At 47.5% G+C, this 17,579-nt stretch carries 7 protein-coding genes and 1 pseudogene; 5 read left to right on the plus strand and 3 right to left on the minus strand.

The features are described 5' to 3' along the window. Positions 1-104: 104 nt before the first annotated feature. Positions 105-2,486, plus strand: coding sequence for a zinc/cadmium/mercury/lead-transporting ATPase (locus LRP50_RS21610; protein ID WP_274166508.1), 2,382 nt, complete (start codon positions 105-107; stop codon positions 2,484-2,486). Between the two features lie 227 nt (positions 2,487-2,713). Continuing rightward, a complete protein-coding gene (udp, locus tag LRP50_RS21615; protein ID WP_274166509.1) occupies positions 2,714-3,481 on the plus strand; it encodes a uridine phosphorylase in 768 nt (255 codons plus the stop codon). Positions 3,482-3,554: 73 nt separating this feature from the next. Here udp and LRP50_RS21620 read toward each other — a convergent pair whose 3' ends face one another. Continuing rightward, the gene (locus tag LRP50_RS21620; RefSeq protein WP_274166510.1) at positions 3,555-4,724 is read right to left on the minus strand and encodes a Card1-like endonuclease domain-containing protein; all 1,170 of its coding nucleotides are present in this window, start codon (positions 4,722-4,724) and stop codon (positions 3,555-3,557) included. 459 nt (positions 4,725-5,183) lie between these two features. Here LRP50_RS21620 and LRP50_RS21625 point away from each other — a divergent pair, with 459 nt between their 5' ends. The 3 genes from LRP50_RS21625 (at position 5,184) to LRP50_RS21635 (ending at position 15,891) form a co-directional block, all read left to right on the plus strand. Beyond that, positions 5,184-14,372, plus strand: coding sequence for a retention module-containing protein (locus LRP50_RS21625; protein ID WP_274166511.1), 9,189 nt, complete (start codon positions 5,184-5,186; stop codon positions 14,370-14,372). Between the two features lie 173 nt (positions 14,373-14,545). Continuing rightward, on the plus strand, positions 14,546-15,283 hold the full coding sequence (locus LRP50_RS21630; RefSeq protein WP_274166512.1) for a glycerophosphoryl diester phosphodiesterase: 738 nt from the start codon (positions 14,546-14,548) through the stop codon (positions 15,281-15,283). A 131-nt stretch (positions 15,284-15,414) separates the two neighbouring features. After that, positions 15,415-15,891 carry a Dps family protein gene (locus LRP50_RS21635; protein ID WP_274166513.1) on the plus strand — a complete coding sequence of 159 codons (477 nt, stop codon included), beginning with the start codon at positions 15,415-15,417 and terminating at the stop codon, positions 15,889-15,891. 475 nt (positions 15,892-16,366) lie between these two features. Here LRP50_RS21635 and LRP50_RS21640 read toward each other — a convergent pair whose 3' ends face one another. Beyond that, positions 16,367-16,711: a hypothetical protein gene (locus tag LRP50_RS21640; RefSeq protein ID WP_274166514.1), complete on the minus strand. Its 345-nt coding sequence runs from the start codon at positions 16,709-16,711 to the stop codon at positions 16,367-16,369. A 122-nt stretch (positions 16,712-16,833) separates the two neighbouring features. After that, positions 16,834-17,154 (minus strand): annotated as a pseudogene (locus LRP50_RS25775) (CbrC family protein); the annotation flags it as partial. Positions 17,155-17,579 lie beyond the last annotated feature (425 nt).

Raw genomic sequence — 17,579 nt, forward strand, 5'->3', positions numbered from 1 at the left:
TGGCAAAAAATGATGTTTCTTCAAGTTACTGAGGTATAGATGCTTGACCTTGGAGATGACTCCAAGGTTTACACTGAATGTAAGTTTAAGAAGGGAGAATCCTTATGAGCCATTCATGTAAATCGGGACATTGCCAACAAGCTAACCATCATCACGAGAAACATCAAACTGCGGAAGTTACGAGCTCTGGCGCAGGCGGTGGATGTTGCAACCCCAAGAGCGATGCTTCCGTGGATACAGCGCAAGGCTGTCACGCGACCACCGTCGAGGATAGTGACGATCCAGAGGGGCATGGCTGTTGTGACCACTCACACAGCAGCCAAGCGCCAACAGCTTCAAATGATCATCAAGAACTTAGCGTCAACGAGAGCAACACATACACCTGGCGTGTGACAAACATGGATTGCCCAAGTTGTGCGGGAAAACTCGAAGCCGCAATCAATGGGCTCGATGATGTCACGCAGGTAAACGTTCGATTTGCCACCGAAAAGCTCGTCGTCATTTTTAATGCCTTGCCGACTGATGCTCAACGCGAGCAGGTTGCTAATCGTGCGAAGAAAACCGGCTTTCCGCTGGTTGAACTTTCTGCTCCCTCTTCGATAACAGAAACCAAAAGTGTTGCCATGCGCATCAAAGAGGAGGGTATTCTCCTTTCATTGATAGCGATTATGGCGCTATCCGGCTTACTGTCTCTCTGGCGACCAGATCTATCACCATGGTTGTTTAGCGCTGCGACAGTGATTGGCTTGATACCTATCGTCAAAAAAGCGGTGATATTAGCGCGAAGCGGCTCACCATTTTCGATTGAGATGTTGATGTCCATAGCAGCGCTGGGTGCTCTCTATCTTGGTGAAACCGTAGAAGCTGCCATGGTGCTGGTTCTGTTTCTCATCGGCGAAAGACTAGAAGGTTATGCGTCTGCGAAAGCGCGTGCGGGAATTAAATCTTTGATGGCTTTAGTGCCCGATGTTGTAGTGAAAGTTGCCACTGATGGCACGAGAGAAGACGTCCCCGTATCTTCTCTTCAACCGGGGGACACGATTGAAATCTCTCCAGGTGGCAGACTACCCGCTGATGCGACGTTGCTTGCACAAAGTGCGAGCTTTGATTTAAGCGCACTGACAGGTGAATCTATCCCCGTAGAAAAACGGGTGGGTGAAAAGATACCGGCAGGGGCGCTTGCGGTGGATCAGCGTGTCGAATTGATTGTGTTTTCAAAGCAAGGTGAAAGTGCGATTGACCGTATTTTGACGCTGATTGAAGATGCGGAATCTCGCCGTGCGCCAGTGGAGCGATTTATCGATCGATTTAGCCGTTGGTATACGCCGCTCATGATTTTGATTGCAGCGCTGATTGTGGTTATTCCGCCGCTGCTATTTGGCGAAAGCTGGGATGTTTGGATTTATCGTGGGTTAGCGCTGCTTCTTATCGCTTGTCCTTGTGCCTTAGTGATTTCTACACCTGCGGCAATGACATCAGGGCTAGCTGCAGCCGCAAAATATGGCGCACTAATTAAAGGTGGTGCTGCGCTTGAGGCACTAAGCCGAGTGGAATGGGTAGCATTCGATAAAACAGGCACGCTGACGCAAGGTAAACCCGTTGTAACGGATGTTCTCTGCTGGCAAGGAGAAACGCATCACATGCTTGCTCAAGCCGCGGCAATAGAAATTGGGTCGCATCACCCGCTAGCAAAGGCGTTGGTTGAAGAGGCGCAGCGCCTGCATGTGGTTATCCCAAGCGCTCAAAACGTCCACACTCAGTCAGGACGAGGTGTTTCTGGTGTCGTTCATGGTGAGGAGATCACGGTTGTTGCCTTGGATAAGCTCAATGCCAATCAATTTATCCAACCTGACAACGCGGCGTCAGCGCAGCAATTAGCCGAAAGCGGCAAAACCGTGGCGGTAATATTTGTTGAAAGTGAAGCAATAGGCGTGGTTGCTTGGCGTGATGAACTTCGCCAAACGGCAGCAATGACAGTTGACCGCTTGAACGGGATAGGTATCCAGTCATTGATGTTGACAGGAGATAACCCCAACGCTGCGGCAGGGTTAGCGAACGCACTGAACATGGAGTACCAAGCGGGCTTAATGCCTGAAGGGAAAGTCAATGCAATCAATGAGCTAGCAACGCGATCTCGCGTCGCTATGGTGGGGGATGGCATTAACGATGCGCCCGCAATGAAAGCCGCGACGATTGGGATTGCAATGGGGAGTGGGACGGATGTCGCCCTTGAAACCGCGGATATTGCACTCAGCCATAACCGTATAGAAACGATTCCGGACGTGATTACATTGGCCCGCGCTACGATGGCTAATGTCAGACAAAATGTGGCGCTTGCTATTGGTTTGAAAGCGATCTTTTTGGTCACCACCGTGCTTGGTTTTACAGGACTTTGGGTGGCGGTACTTGCAGACAGTGGTGCGACAGCCATTGTTACGGTCAATGCTTTACGTTTGTTACGACACGGGCCAAATAGCTCGAAATAGGCAAGTGCTAGATGTGGGGTGATGCTTCTTTAAAGTGATCTATGTCACTCAAAGTTGCAATGAAATGAAATGAAATTGATGCAAAGTTGAAGTTTGTCACTTTATTTTTTGTCCTAAACGGTAAGGTGATGGCTAAATTCATCACCACCCTATAATTCGTGGTCATCGTACTCAGCACTTTTCGAATGATATGACGCTGAGGGACACGATACAGTGAGGAGAACATCATGACTGAGCAAACCGTATTCCATTTGGGCGTCAATGCATCTGATCTTGAAGGCGCAACTCTGGCTATTATCCCGGGCGATCCGGCGCGTGTCGAAAAAATTGCTGCTTTAATGGATTCACCGAAATTTTTGGCAAGTCACCGTGAGTACACGCTTTTCTTGGGAAAACTTGAAGGCCAGTCAGTGGTGGTTTGTTCAACGGGTATTGGTGGCCCATCGACGTCTATTGCGGTTGAAGAACTCGCTCAACTGGGTGTTCGTACATTTTTGCGTGTCGGTACTACGGGCGCAATTCAGCCGCACATTAACGTTGGCGATATGATTGTCACCACGGGTTCAGTACGTCTTGATGGCGCAAGTACCCATTTCGCGCCGTTAGAATTTCCTGCCGTTGCTGATTTTGATGTGGCGACAGCAATGAAGTCTGCCGCAGATGCGTCTGGTGCAGAAGTGCATACGGGCGTTACGGCATCAAGCGATACCTTCTATCCGGGTCAAGAACGTTACGATACGTTCAGTGGGCGCGTGGTTAAACGCTTCCAAGGCTCAATGAAAGAATGGCAAGACATGGGCGTACTGAACTTTGAGATGGAATCTGCCACTTTGTTGACCATGTGTGCAAGCTCTGGATTGAAAGCAGGATGTGTGGCGGGCGTGATCATCAACCGCACACAAAAAGAAATCCCTGATCAAGCGACCATGGCAGAAACAGAAGCACGTTCGATAAAAGTCGTTGTTGAATCAGCACGTAAGATGTTGATTTCTTAAGCTGGAAAAGTGATATAAAACAAAAAGCCGACGTTATATAACGTCGGCTTTTTATATGCTGCAGTTTTACTAATTACGCAAAAGACGATTTTTCCGTACCACCGGCAGCTAAAAACCATTCATGGAGATACTTTTTAAGATCACCTAGTTGGTCTGGGCCAATGAGCGCAAGTCCCAGGTCGGTTGCACGCGTAATATCGTGGTGTCTCAATGGGCGGAAGCTCACTAACATTGCTCTTGCTTGTAACCCACCTAGCAAGTCGCGAATGGATTCAAGCTTGTAAAGTGTGTCATCACCATCACTCGACATGCCTTTGGTTTTACATTCAATGATGTGCAGCTTATTGTTGACCACAGTGGCGACGTCCAATTCGTTACGTACTTCTCTTTCGCCGATTTTTCGGTAAACCTGAACACCCAGTGATAAGTCTTGGATAGTCAGAAGATCATGCTTAATCTCCTCAACTATGTGGTGCACATACCATTCTAGCCATTCGCCATTCGCAAAACGTCGAGCGGCTTCGTTTTCAAACGTCAGTATTCCTTTGTCGTAACTCGACAGTCCAGCGTCAGTGAGATCGTCGATCAACATGCTGAGTTCACGATAGCCTTGCTGCTTTTCACTTAGTTCGACATTTAGCTTTTGCTCTTTGCGGCAAGTGGTCGCCAAGTAGTTCAAGGTCGCGAGGCCCGGACCAAGCTCATAGGCGTTGCTTGCCCACTTATGGCCTAAGGTTTTAATTGAGGTATCAAGAACACTGCGAATGTCTTCGTCTTGCAGTTCACAACGCGCACCAAAAATTGTTAGGTAGTCGCTGATGTTGATGTGGTCTTCGACCTGCTGTTGCTCGAGGCCGTAAGGGTAGAGCCAACACAGCTCATCACTGAAAGGTTCGATAACATAAATGGGCCAGTGATAAGTGCGGAAAATTTCGTAGGCGGTCAATAGGCGGTGACGCAAACCACAGCTTGCGTTAAAACACACCTCTGCGCCTTCTCGCTTCAATCGTTCCGCGAGTTCAACGATTTTACTTTTGATCAAAGGAATATTGATGTCTGACGGGATCTGGAAGAATTCCGTAACAATGCCCTTTGGGTTCAATACCTTACTCAGCTGCTCGAACTGAGGAAGCTGACACTCAACACCAATGAAAATCACTTTTTCGGCTTTGAATTCTTGATGCAGCAAAGCAGTAACCAACCGAACCGGGTCTTGGTCAATAATACCGACATGAATAGCCATATTTACTCCGTGTAGGTGTATATACCCAAACAACCTGAAGGTGCCTATGAAATCGAGTAACTTCATGTTGTTTGGGTATACGAACAGACTACCTGCTCACCCATCTTTATTTATTCTTGGAGTTAATATCAGGGCTAGATATGGATTATTCAAGTACTTAGTGATTTTAATCCGTACCTGCTGTGTGGAATCCATTCGTGAAAAGCCGATACTGCATAAATTTTGATACGAGTAGCGCTGATTTTCCTAATCTTATAAGTGTTGACCGTGTCAAAAACGGAGCGACAAGCGTTAAACCACGAGCGAACTTGTATCAAATTGTCTCAATGTTGAGTACGCAGAGAAACTAGCCAGGTACGGGGTAAGACTTGGATATAGCTGCTGGTTACACTATGTGTGTAGATTCTAAGCACGCGGATTCGCAGGTAAAAAAGCGATGGATAAGTTGGGGAAGAAAGTATGATTGGTCATGAGTTTGACACAGCGTTAAATATTGACAGCGTCAAAGGGCAAGCATTTTTGGTTTCTAACGCTTCAGGGATCGTTCCAGCCCAACCCGGTATGCTCATAGCGCCCAATCAAGTTCTACTGACCAATGATAGCAGCAGTGTTGTTGCTAGCTTCAATGGGCAGAAATATTATGTAGACAGTCGCTGTGCTTCTTGCCTCATCCCTCTTTCCGACAGTGATGCACAACTTGCAACTTCTCCAATTGGTGTACGTTTTAACCCCGATGAATTGACCATTGGCGACAACCTGAACCTCGATATCGCTGATTTGCAGCAATTGATCCTAGATGGCGTCGACCCCACCGACCTTTTCGAAGAGCCCGCTGCGGGGGAGAGCGTTGGTTCATCAAATGCGGGTTTTGTTGTTGTGGATTATCTGTATGCCTCTTCGCTAACCGAAGCGGGCTTTGACACCACAGGTCCATTGGCAAGCGACACTGACGAGGTCAATTTTCTTGGCGGTGACAACGATCAAAACTCTGGTTCAAATACAGATGGAACAACACCAGTAGTACCACCTGTTGTTGATGTCGATGCGTTGGGTGGGCAACGTCTCTCTCTTGAGGTGACAGAAGGTGACTTAGATCCTGATACATACGGGGTGTCGCAGACTGAATCTCTTTCCATTGCAGGAGGTAGTGAGCGTCTATTGCCCGGCTCGCTCCAAATCGCACCGAGTGATTTGGCGGCATTTGAAGCTGAATTAGCCACACTGACATCGAACGGAGAAGCGGTCTCATTTACTCGCCAAACCAGTGTTGATAGTAATGGTGTTGGAACGTTTACACTGGTGGGAACGGTTAATGGTGACGTTGTGGTGACCTTGACGATCACTGCCACGCAAGATGGAAATGGGCTTTCTGTAACGGCAACGCTGACGCAATCCGGTCCGCTTGATCACTTAGAGAGCACGGGCAGTTACGTGGCAGTGAATGGTGATAGCATCTCCATTAATATGCCATTGCAAGTTGCTGACACCGGCGGTGACCTCATGCAGAGTCCTGCTGTCGTTACCTTGGTCAGTAATGATGGCCAAGATACGGTACTGAAAGAAGGCAGCCTTGATGTTGTTGAGCCTCAAACGGATCCCAGTGAAACAAAAGTTGGCAATACATCAGACGGTATAGACTTAGGCAGTGATGAGATAGGTAGCATCTCATTCGATGTGATGGCCGCAGAGAGCGCTTTTGCAGGTATAACTAGCCATGGCATGCCGACCACCGTTGATACATCCGTCGAGGGTGTGATCACCGTCTACTCAGATAACAACGGTGTACCAGAGAAGGTGCTAGAAATTACGTTCTCGCCATCAGGCGCATCTGACGATCCAACGTTCACCGTTACCCAATATCAACCGATAGACCAACATCAAGCCAGCGATGGCGATAGTGATGACGAGAAATCTAGCTTCACACTTCCCTATACCGCCACCGATGCCGATGGAGACGTCAGTAATATTTCGTCAGTCACGTTTAACATCATTGATGGTACGCCCGCCCTTGGGGGAGAAAGGTTAGATGCTTTTGGGGCTCCAACTGATGTGATTGAACTGGAAGAAAATCAAACACAAAATCAGTACGACGCATCGGCACCTGAAAACACCCAAACAGGAACCATTAACGTTGGTGCCGCATCTGATCGCTTGGTGCCAGATACCTTCTCAATTGATGATGGTAATAACAACGCCACCTTGATCAGTGAGCTGAAGCTTCTTTCTAACAATCAGAATGAATTCGTTGATAGCGTCACGATCACACCGAGTACTGATGGGGCAGGCAACGCAGTATTGACCATTTTGGCGTCGATTAATGGCGAGCCTGCTATCAGAATCGTGCTGACATCAGAGCAAGCGGCGGATGGCTTAGGCATGGATGTCGATGCAGCGTTTACCCAATTCCAAGCGCTGATACATCCCACTGAAACGGCTGATCAGATTGATGGGAGTTTTGTCAGTGCTGACGGCGAAAAAATCAATATCAAACTGCCTATTCAAGTTGAAGATACCGATGGAGACAAATTGGTTGACCCAACTGATACCAATGTCGAAGCGCCACTTTTAGTGACCTTTACGGTAAATGATGATGATTCTACAACCTTTGGTTTGGTCACGACTGATCCTATCTATGTTGAAGAAAGCAGCATAGATGATGGAACCGGAATTAGTCAGGGCTCGAAATCAAGCGGTACGTTGAACATTGATGCGACCAACGACAGTGGTGATCCTAATACACTCGATGCTGATAGCGATCTTGGCGATGATGTTAGCAATTTCTTTTTCAAAAGTGATTACGTTGTTTATGACAACGGCCAACCCGTATTGGCGAGTGGCTATGACGTGTTCTTGGAGCAACGTCCGGAAACTGCCGCATACCCAAAACATTATTACGGTGTCGCGGATGATGGCTCTGGCAATAACCGAGATGTAATGCATGTGGTGCTGAATGCTGATGGTACGTTTACGTTCGAACTGTTATCAGCGTTAGATCACGAGCCAGGTGATGGACAAAACTCTCTGACGTTTAGCATTAATGCGTTCACCGTTGATGCTGATGGCGATGAGTCGAATAACATTCGCGTTCCGATCACGGTGCAAGATGATGTGCCGACCACACAAGGAAGCATTACGTTAGCGGTTGATGACTCATCGACTGAAGACACCACAGTCACAGTGGATGTGTTTGATATCACGGACCCTTCTCACCCTGCGGATAATGAAAGCTTGCAAGGCGCGGATGGCGCTCATATTACGCGTATTCACAACGGTGTTGAGTGGGTGGATGTTTCCACAACAAGGCCGTCTACGATCACCTTGTATTCAGCGGTTTCTCCTAACGGAGAAATTGGCACAATGCGTATTGACCCACGAAATGAGCCTGTAGGGGAAATTACCTTCACATTTGCCGCAAACGTTGTTAATCCGTCAGCGGTACTCAACCAAGCCATTCAATATGAAGTCACTGACAATGATGGTGACAAAGCGGAGGGTGAAATTTCCCTGACGCTTAACGACCAGACGCCAATTATTACGATCGCGCCAGCCAAAGGCGGCGTAATCGAAGGTAAAGAAGATCAGGGGCAAATTGATACCAATACCGAAAATGCGGGCATCGATGCTTCTGAAGGCATAGCCATCAATGTTCGTGTGAATATTGGAGACAATGACGTCGGTGAAGCCTACGAAGACAACGGTATATTGGTACTTGACGGTGAAGTCACGCTCATGACCAAAGACCCTTCCGGTGATATTGGCGGGAAATTCTATTTCAACGGTACCGAGATTTTGCCAGACGGCGATGGAAACATTGTTTTTTCCGGTAACATGTTTCAAGCGTCAGGAACAACAGCGCCAATTCTCTTTGATTTGTCAGGCGTGACCTTTATTCCTGATGCCGACTATTCCTCCTATGACGACACGGATCTGATTCAGTTTGATGTTGAGCTGGAAGTCACGGGTCATGACCCTGTCATGACATCGTCACCTGTTGAAATAAAAGTGTCGGCCATAGCAGACACGCCGACAATCACCTTAATTGGCGATGCGGCTGATGGCGTGTTTGAAATGAAAGAAGATTTTGACCCTTATGCTATCAATGTATCTGACCCACTCAACTTTACGTTAGGCGATCTACTTTCTTCTGATCTGCAAGATACTGATGGCTCGGAAACATTGCAGCTTGAGTTTACTTTAAGCCCAGATATGGGTGAGTTGAGAGGGGGTGGAATCAACTTGGTCAATGGCGTTTGGGTGTTAGAAGACCCTTCACGACTCGACAAAGTACGTTTCATTCCAGACGAAGGATTTAGTGGCGATGTCACGTTAGGCATTAAAGCGATTTCAACGGAATCTGATCCTGTTGACCTAGTTGCAGAAAAAACCGCGGAAACAACATCGTCCATTATTTTGCGTGTAGAGCCTGTCTCTGATGAGGCAAGGGTTGTGGTTCGCCCTGTCGTTGGCAATGAAGACGCGGGGAACCCAAATTCAGACATTGCCGAAGGCAATGCTATTTCGCTTGCGAATGCCATATCCATTACCAGCCTAGGTAACGATACCGATGGTTCGGAAGTCTTCTATGTGCGGATTTTTGACCTTCCAGATGGTGCGACATTGCAGCTTAACGATGGCGGAGTGATCACTCCCGTCACAGAAACCGATCGCGTTGCTATTGATGACTTAGCAAAACTAGAATTGATACCACCGCTTCACAGCAATGAAAACTTCACGCTGAAGGTTGAAGGTATTGTTGTTGATTCCGCGACTAATTCACCGGACGATGAACGAATACTTCCTGTTCAATCATTTAACGTCAACATTGCTGGTGTGGCAGATACGCCAGTATTTGAGGTGGAAAACGAAGGTACTGATCCCGGTCAATGGCAATATGATGCCGATACGGGTGTGGTAACCACCACGGTGCCGGAAGATGGCATTGAAGGCGATGGTCTCGTCGCCATTGATTTCACCGTGTCTTCTGGGGAAAGTGCACTGTCACCGACAGACACGTCTGAGTCGATGACACTGGTGGTTTCTAATATTCCCGATGGCGTTGCTTTTGTTGTTAAAAATGCCGATGGCAGCCTCACTGATGTAGAGCTCGCGTTTGCGGGTTGGGCAACGGACGGTGCAGGGATGTCTATTCCGACGTATTCGGTCGATCTCCCTACCTTTGCGACGTCGAATGTTTTCATCAAGCTGCCTCCTAATTCCACAGAAGATGTGCGTATCAATGCCAAGTTAGTTGCGACAGAAAACGATGGTGATGAGAAAGCCATAGAAACTGTGATTGAAGTGGTTGTTGGCCCACCCGTTATTGATGCCACAGACTATGGCACATCTACCTCTTTCGGCAGAGAAGACCAATGGATCACTATTGATTGGAAACCTGTTCTTTCTCTGTCGCCAGGCTCGGGTAATGATGGTGACGATGTCATAGAAAAAGCGGTCGGTGTGACCATCTCAGGCTTTTCGTCGACCGACAGCGTCCAGCTTGTTCGAGGGCCAGACGTTATCCCTCTTACCTTGGACGGCGACAAAGTCACGCTGACAGAAGCGCAGATTGCCCAAGGTTACTTGTTCCAAGTGAAACGCGGCCCGCATAGCGATCTTGATTTGACACTGGAGACAACCGTCACGGTGAGGCAGGATGATCTCGAAGGTCAAACAAGCACAGAAAAAGAGATCACAGGCTCGATTGAGGTTGATATTGCCGCGTCAGTCGAAACTGAAGAAGGGCGAATTCAACTTGTTCAAGATGGTGTGTCGGTTTCCGAAATCACGACGGACAGTGACGGGCGAATTGATTTAGATGAAGGCGTCATTTTCGCTCACCCGGATGATTCCAGTGACGAAAGCCTTATTCGTATTGTCATCACGGGTTTAGAAGCAGGCTTTTACGTCGACAATGCAGTGACCGATGGCAATGGCGGTTGGATTATTAACGATCCCAATGACTTTAGTATTATTGCACCACCGAACAGTTCGGGATCAACCACCTTTACGATTAGCGCGATGGCGGTTGATGCGGGTGATGCGGGCGAGAACGATACCAGCCTGTTAGCCCCTGTTTCGAGTGAGGAAATCACACTTAATTATGTGAATAACAACACCATTGAACATGAAGCTCAGCAAGTGGTCGTGCCAACAACGCCAGTGGTGATTGAAGGAAAAGAAGACAACGCAATCTCTCTTGACGCGTTGGGTGATGCGGTTACCTATCCTAGCAATTCCTCCGGTGACGTGGCGTTTGATGTTATCACGGTGGTGATAAACCCATCAGACCTTCCGCCATTGACGGTAGTGAGTGGAGCAAGGATTCACGTTGATAATCGCAGTTACGTGTTTGAGGTTCCTGCAAGACAAGGCGACGGAAACCCATACCCTAACGGTCTGGATCTTAGTGGGCTGTCAATCACCCCGCCTGATGATTTTGCCGGGGTGTTAATGGTGCCTGTCACGTTTGTGAGTGTAGATACACGAAGTGGCGACACGGAAACGTCTGTGGTTTCTGTTCAACTCAATGTCACGCCGTTGGTCGATTTGCCACCCCCTGACGGCGAAGCCCAACCCAGTGACAACTCCACAGCCTTTTCATTCCAGTTAACAGCGAAAGAAACGCAAGGGCTGAATGGGGATAGGCAACCTCTAGATACGGGTGAAACAGAGCAGATTGTTGAAGACGAAGCACTAGAAGATGGCATTGCTATTCTTGCGTTGACGGCAAATTTTGCAGATAAAGACCAAACCAATGGCGAGGAAACGATCAGTGGCGCAACGCTGACCGTTCCAGCCGGGGTGGGTGTCTTCATCTTACCTGATGGTACAGAGTCCACCACATTAGTGGTCGATGCCAGTCAGATTGATAACATCAAGTTTAAGCCTGCTCCGGATTTCAGCGGTGAAGTAGAAATCTCTGCAACCGTAACCATTACGGATACCGCCTCGACGGGGACAGATAGCCGCACGGTTGATACGACAATAAATTTTGACGTCATCGCCGTAAACGATGAAGTCACGTTTACTCAAAACGGCATTGCATTGGAGGATGACGATGTTGTGGCCATAACTGCGGACGAAGATCCTACAGAGGGCATTTCGTTAGCTGACCTTGGCTTCTCCTTTAACGATATCGATAATTCTGAGTCTCTTGCCTCAATTGTTGTTGAGAACGTGCCACTTGGTTTCACGCTTTCATCGCCCGCAGTGAATGGCTCTCAAGGGCAATGGATCATTCCAGCCAGTGCTATCATCGATAATGCGTCGCTATCCCAAATCAAAGTAGAACCAGCGGCTAACTTCAGCGGAACGGTTGAATTTACCGTGACCGTGTATACGCAAGAAGAGAGCCTGGATACGCCAACGGGCTTTTCTCAGACAGTCTCCCTCACTGTCGATCCGGTTGCGGATGGCGCCAATGCCAGTGTGAAAGCCACAGCGAGTGGTGTTGAAGATAACGACATTCATCTCGAGTTGGAAATCAAAGCGAAGGATGACAGAGACAGCGTGAATGAAAGCGGGCAACCGACGGGCGTCAATGTGACAGAAAACGAAGCCGAGACCCTTTTGATCACCATTTCCGGTGTGCCTGATGGCGGGAAAATTGTATTGCCAGACGGTGTGACGGGGTCGGTGACACCCGAGATATCGAATGGCGGCGACGTCGTTGTTACTGTCGATAGCTCGCGATTGGATGATCTGACGTTTACGCCGCCACAAGATGCCAACGGCACATTTGTGTTGGATTTAGCGATACAAACGGTCGATAACGGCGACGTATCGGTTGATGTGGTAAATAAACAAATTACCGTTGAGGTGTCTGCGGTTAACGACAAACCCGTCAATGTGATCGCAGACAGTTACGATGCAGAAGAAGACACGATACTCACGATCACCGACCTTCAAGTGCAAGATGTAGATGCAAGAGAAGGAGCGAGCATTGTTTACGTTGAATTGAAGGTGGAAGATGGAAACACGTTAGATTTGGTCGGGGACAGTACGGGCATCACTGTGTCGGGTGATGGGTCAAACGTTTTAACGTTAGAAGGCGATATTGATGCTATCAATACCTTGTTGGCAGGTGGTGTTAATTACCAGTTTAGCGAAAACGCATCAGGTGAAGATTCGCTGACAATGACAACACGTGACCGCGGGAACTTTGGGTCGGGTGGACAGAAGTTTGATCGCGATGTCGTCACCATCGTTGTTGCGCCAAAATCCGATCTTCCTGAGCTAACTTACGCGTCGCAGCTCGCGTCCATAAGAGCATCCACGGGTGTGCTTGTGCCTATGCTTGGCTTGATGGCAACCCTCGTTGACCCAATTGAAAATGAGTTCAGCTTAACCTTTAGCGGGTTAGGTACCGAGGGCGAGTTGGTAGACAGTGCGGGTGACCCAGTGGGCACGAACGATGGCAGCGGAAATTGGACACTCAGCCAAACAGAATTAGCGTCACTAAACCTTGCTGATCTCAACCTTCGCTTTACTGCCCAACCAGTGGGTGATGTGACGGTAACAGCGCTGTCAGATGTGGGCGATGGCGATCCTCAAGATGCGTCCCTCACCATTAATGTCAATGTTGTTGATACAGCAACAACGCCAGTGCTTAACGACGCTGATAACACCAACGACGATCTCGTGGTTGATGGTAATCAAGCCACCCAAGTGCACGGTGGGGCGGGCGAAGATATCCTTGCTGGTGGCTTAGGCGAAGACATACTGATTGGTGGTGAGGGTGACGACCAAATGTGGGGTGGCAACCTCAATGGCACCGGCGATGGTGAAGCGGATACCTTTGCGTGGAAGTCCGGTGATTTTGGTACTCCAGGTAATCTGGCTAGCGACGTGATTAAAGATTTTGAAGCTGGCGTCGACGTGATTGATATCTCGGAAGCCTTCATTGCAAATGGGCTATTCACGTTCACAGATTTGGCGAATCGATTGGATATCCAAACCGTTGGCAGTGACACACAAATACAGATTTTTAATGAAAATAGCGAACCGCTTCAAAGCATTCTCATTGAAGGCAATACACTGAATGAACTGCTAGGCACAGATGCAACAGGCTTAACGCAAGACGAGATACTTGAATCCATGCTGATGACGGGTCAATTGGTGGTGTTTGACCCAAGCAACACGCAATTCGGCACAGAAGATGATGATGTGCTGACAGCCGATGATGACGGAGAGCGCATGTATGCGGGAGACGGCGACGATACGCTAACTGGTGGATTAGGTAATGACATCCTGGTAGGCGGGGCAGGCGATGACACGCTGACAGGAGGCGCTGGCGATGACATTTATGCTTGGTCAGCATTGGATGTCGAAGCTGGCGAACTCGCCACCGACACCTTGACAGATTTTGATGTGGGTGACACTGTCACGGGTGATAAGTTAGATATCTCAGCCATATTGCCAGAAGCCATTGGCAGTGGTTCTACTATTGGCGAGCTGCTGGACTATATTCGCCCTGAAGTGACCAGTGATGGGCTGACGCTCCATGTGTCCCAAACGGCAGGTGGGATGGAAGTGCAAGATATTGCCCTTGATAACACGGTATTGGCGGACCTTGGTCTCGATATGAGTGCGACGGGGACGGATATACTGAACCAGTTGATTCAACACCAAGCGTTGAAACTTGATTAAGCTGCTCTTATAAAAAGAATCGTCACTGATAAACAGTACAATCGTAACGGAAAGGCACTGCATTATGCAGTGCTTTTTTATGTGTGGTATATGTCAGTTTTTATTTTAGTTGATACAGGAATTTTGCAAAAATTTGCGTATAGTTGCTTCAAATAGCTTAGAAAAGTTGACCCATGAAAACATTGTTTGCCCACCGAGGGATGTCCTCACTTGCGCCTGAAAATACACTTGCCGCTTTCTCGCTAACACCAGAACATGGTCTTAGCTGGGTAGAGTGCGACGTGGATATTTTGGCAGACGGAACGGTAGTTGTTAGCCATGATGACACCTTAGATCGCTGCACCGACAGACCCGGCAGTTTGTATGATTTGACAGCAGAAGATCTCGACGATATTGATGCAGGAAGTTGGTTCGGTGACGCCTTTATTGGCGAGCGAATTCCAACATTCGACCAATTCATCACCCTGATGAACATTCTAAAACTCAATGTGAACGTTGAAATAAAATCCTGCACGTCAGGCTGGGAAAACACCGAAAAGCTCATCAGCGGTGTCATTGAAGGGTTAAAAAACCTCAACAGAGACGCCGACGTGTTGGTTTCCAGTTTCAACCCTCTAGCACTGGCAGAATTCAAACGTCGTTGCCCGAATGTGGCCGTTGCCTGCTTATTTGAGCCACAGATTCCGGAAGATTGGTTATCAACCCTACAGGCATGTCAGGCTGACACCATTAACGTTGCTAACGAAGGGCTCACCAAAGATAAAGTGCAGGAAATGAAAGAACACGGTCTTGTCGTGAACGTGTACACGGTCAACAACCTGATGCGCGCTAACCAGTTATTCAACTGGGGTGTTGACGGTGTGTTTACCGACATCGGCCACCAATTCCCTACGCGCTACCGCAACGGATAATTACCCACCTAAAATGATAGGTATGACAGATTGAATCTATAAATTTCAACGATTATACCTATCACCTAATCCGTCATACACTAAGCCCATAAACGTTAAGGCAAACCGCTGAACAAGATGGGGAAAGGGTTATGACAAGCATCAATATTGGTATTCAAGAGCACGACAGAACAGTGATCGCAGAAGGGCTAAAACGCCTATTAGCGGATTCATACACCCTATACCTGCAAACGCATAACTTCCACTGGAATGTTACTGGTAAACAATTCCGTGAACTCCACGTCATGTTTGAAGAGCATTACAATGCGCTAGCACTGGCGGTGGATGAAATCGCAGAGCGAATTCGCACGTTAGGCGTTGCTGCACCTGGCACGTACAAAGCCTTTGCTGAATTAAGCGCGATTGAAGAAGTGGAAGGCGTTCCGTCTGCGGATAACATGGTGGACATACTCACCCAAAACCACGAACAGGTTGTTCGCACCGCCCGTGAAGTACTGAAGTTGGCACAGCAAGCCGACGATGAATCTTCCGCATCACTGGTGTCAGATCGTATGCGCGAGCACGAGAAAACCGCTTGGATGCTCCGCGCAATGCGAGAAAACGGCTAGGCCGAAAACTAAGCCGTAAAGAGTAGAGTAAGCAATGTTCCGTACGAAGAAGGCCGCCCGATGGGCGGCCTTCTTCTGGCATAGTTTTGGATGGAAATTGATTAGAAGTTGCACACTAGAGGGGGGGACGGATAAGTTGAGTTTGAGTAAAATCTAACATGTTACAGTCTAAATAATCGGCGTATTTTCACGACCGAGGTAGCCGAAAGGCGATCAGAAATAAGGATAATAGCAGCCATTTAATCGAAGGAGAAAGCGCGGAACAATAGACACACAGTGATATAACCCATTGAAGTTATATAATGTCTAAAAACTTCATGGCGCTGCTCGCCTGTTAATCAGTGGCGGGCATACATCCATCCGGAGCTCACTCGAGCAATTGACTTAATAAAGCAGCAACGGGGTTGTGCATTACCCAAATAAAGTGTCGGCTACGCGACACTTATTCTTATTCTTATTTGTTATGTGAAATTTCTTACGAAAAACATAACCAACCAGCCACTAGTAAGAATCCTACAATCGCAAGTAAAAAGGTTAGATCCCAAAGAAAGTACAGAGGATAGATAAACTTTAAAAGACTTTTTAGCCAACCATTTTGTAGTTGCAGGAATGCTTTCTCTTCCATGAAACTAGACATGCTAAACCACAGCCCTCTAACACAATCAACCTCCTTCGAAATCACATATCGCCCTTGAATTAACTCATTATTTTGCGATTTCAAAACCAACCAAACCACAAAAAATAGGGCAAAAAAGAAAAACGTCGGGATTGCTATCCATCCCAGAATAACAAGTAAGATTGAGACATCAATATTATCCAATTTACCACCTAACCAAATTATTCATAACGTCGTGCTCACTGGTTTGGTGAGGTTGGCGGCTTTTTTGTTTAAAAAAGTAATGGCTTTACCAACTCCTCGAGTAGCACCTTGTTAAGCTTTTACTACGAACAGTCCCACCCCAATAGAACCAAATTACAGTGACGACACTTGAACTTGTAAAATGCATTATCACCTTTTGGGTAGTACCTTTTAGTTACAGTATTCCAAAATTTCTCGTCACCTTTGTAGTCAAGCATCCATTGCTTTTTTGTTTCTTCGGATGCCTGTTTTACATCTTCCTCTGATGCGTCTCCATGAAACTCACAAGCATCATTGCAGTGGGACAACCAGCATTCTTGCTGCCAAGATACATACCCAGGATTTCTCTGAGTTACTTCTTCTGAAATTGCTTTGGATATTCCACTGCTCAGTAGAGGGTGTGAATCTGAAAACTCATCGAATGGTTAGAAATCAATCCCTTCTCCGTCGGCATAATCGATTTCAATTGCGTGCAATCTTTTTAAGATATTAGGGAAAGTTCGTTCCATGTTAAATCTCCGATTTTTTATATTCGCCTAACGAATTATATGGATCCCCCCTCATGTGGATTTTCCACACTTAAGTGTCTTTTTCAAAACAGGAGGTTCTATGTCTTCATAAATCTCTATCACGCACCAAATCTCTGACTACATTAGCAAATCTGCCATCTATGCGTATAGGCATGGAAGCATGCAGTGGTGCGCATTTTTGGGCCAGAGAATTCATTAAACTCAGTCATGATGCACGTATCGTATTATGGCGCTAAATATGTCAGCCCGTATCGCACAAAGGTAGTACCCCGGGGCAGGCAACTTAAATAATCAAAGAG

Origin of the sequence: Enterovibrio gelatinilyticus (assembly GCF_028683095.1) — a bacterium.
GTDB lineage: Bacteria > Pseudomonadota > Gammaproteobacteria > Enterobacterales > Vibrionaceae > Enterovibrio > Enterovibrio gelatinilyticus.

Coding starts and splice junctions, on each gene's coding strand:
- LRP50_RS21610 (WP_274166508.1), top strand. CDS start 105: ATGAGCCATTCATGTAAATCGGGACATTGCCAACAAGCTAACCATCAT.
- udp (WP_274166509.1), top strand. CDS start 2,714: ATGACTGAGCAAACCGTATTCCATTTGGGCGTCAATGCATCTGATCTT.
- LRP50_RS21620 (WP_274166510.1), bottom strand. CDS start 4,724: ATGGCTATTCATGTCGGTATTATTGACCAAGACCCGGTTCGGTTGGTT.
- LRP50_RS21625 (WP_274166511.1), top strand. CDS start 5,184: ATGATTGGTCATGAGTTTGACACAGCGTTAAATATTGACAGCGTCAAA.
- LRP50_RS21630 (WP_274166512.1), top strand. CDS start 14,546: ATGAAAACATTGTTTGCCCACCGAGGGATGTCCTCACTTGCGCCTGAA.
- LRP50_RS21635 (WP_274166513.1), top strand. CDS start 15,415: ATGACAAGCATCAATATTGGTATTCAAGAGCACGACAGAACAGTGATC.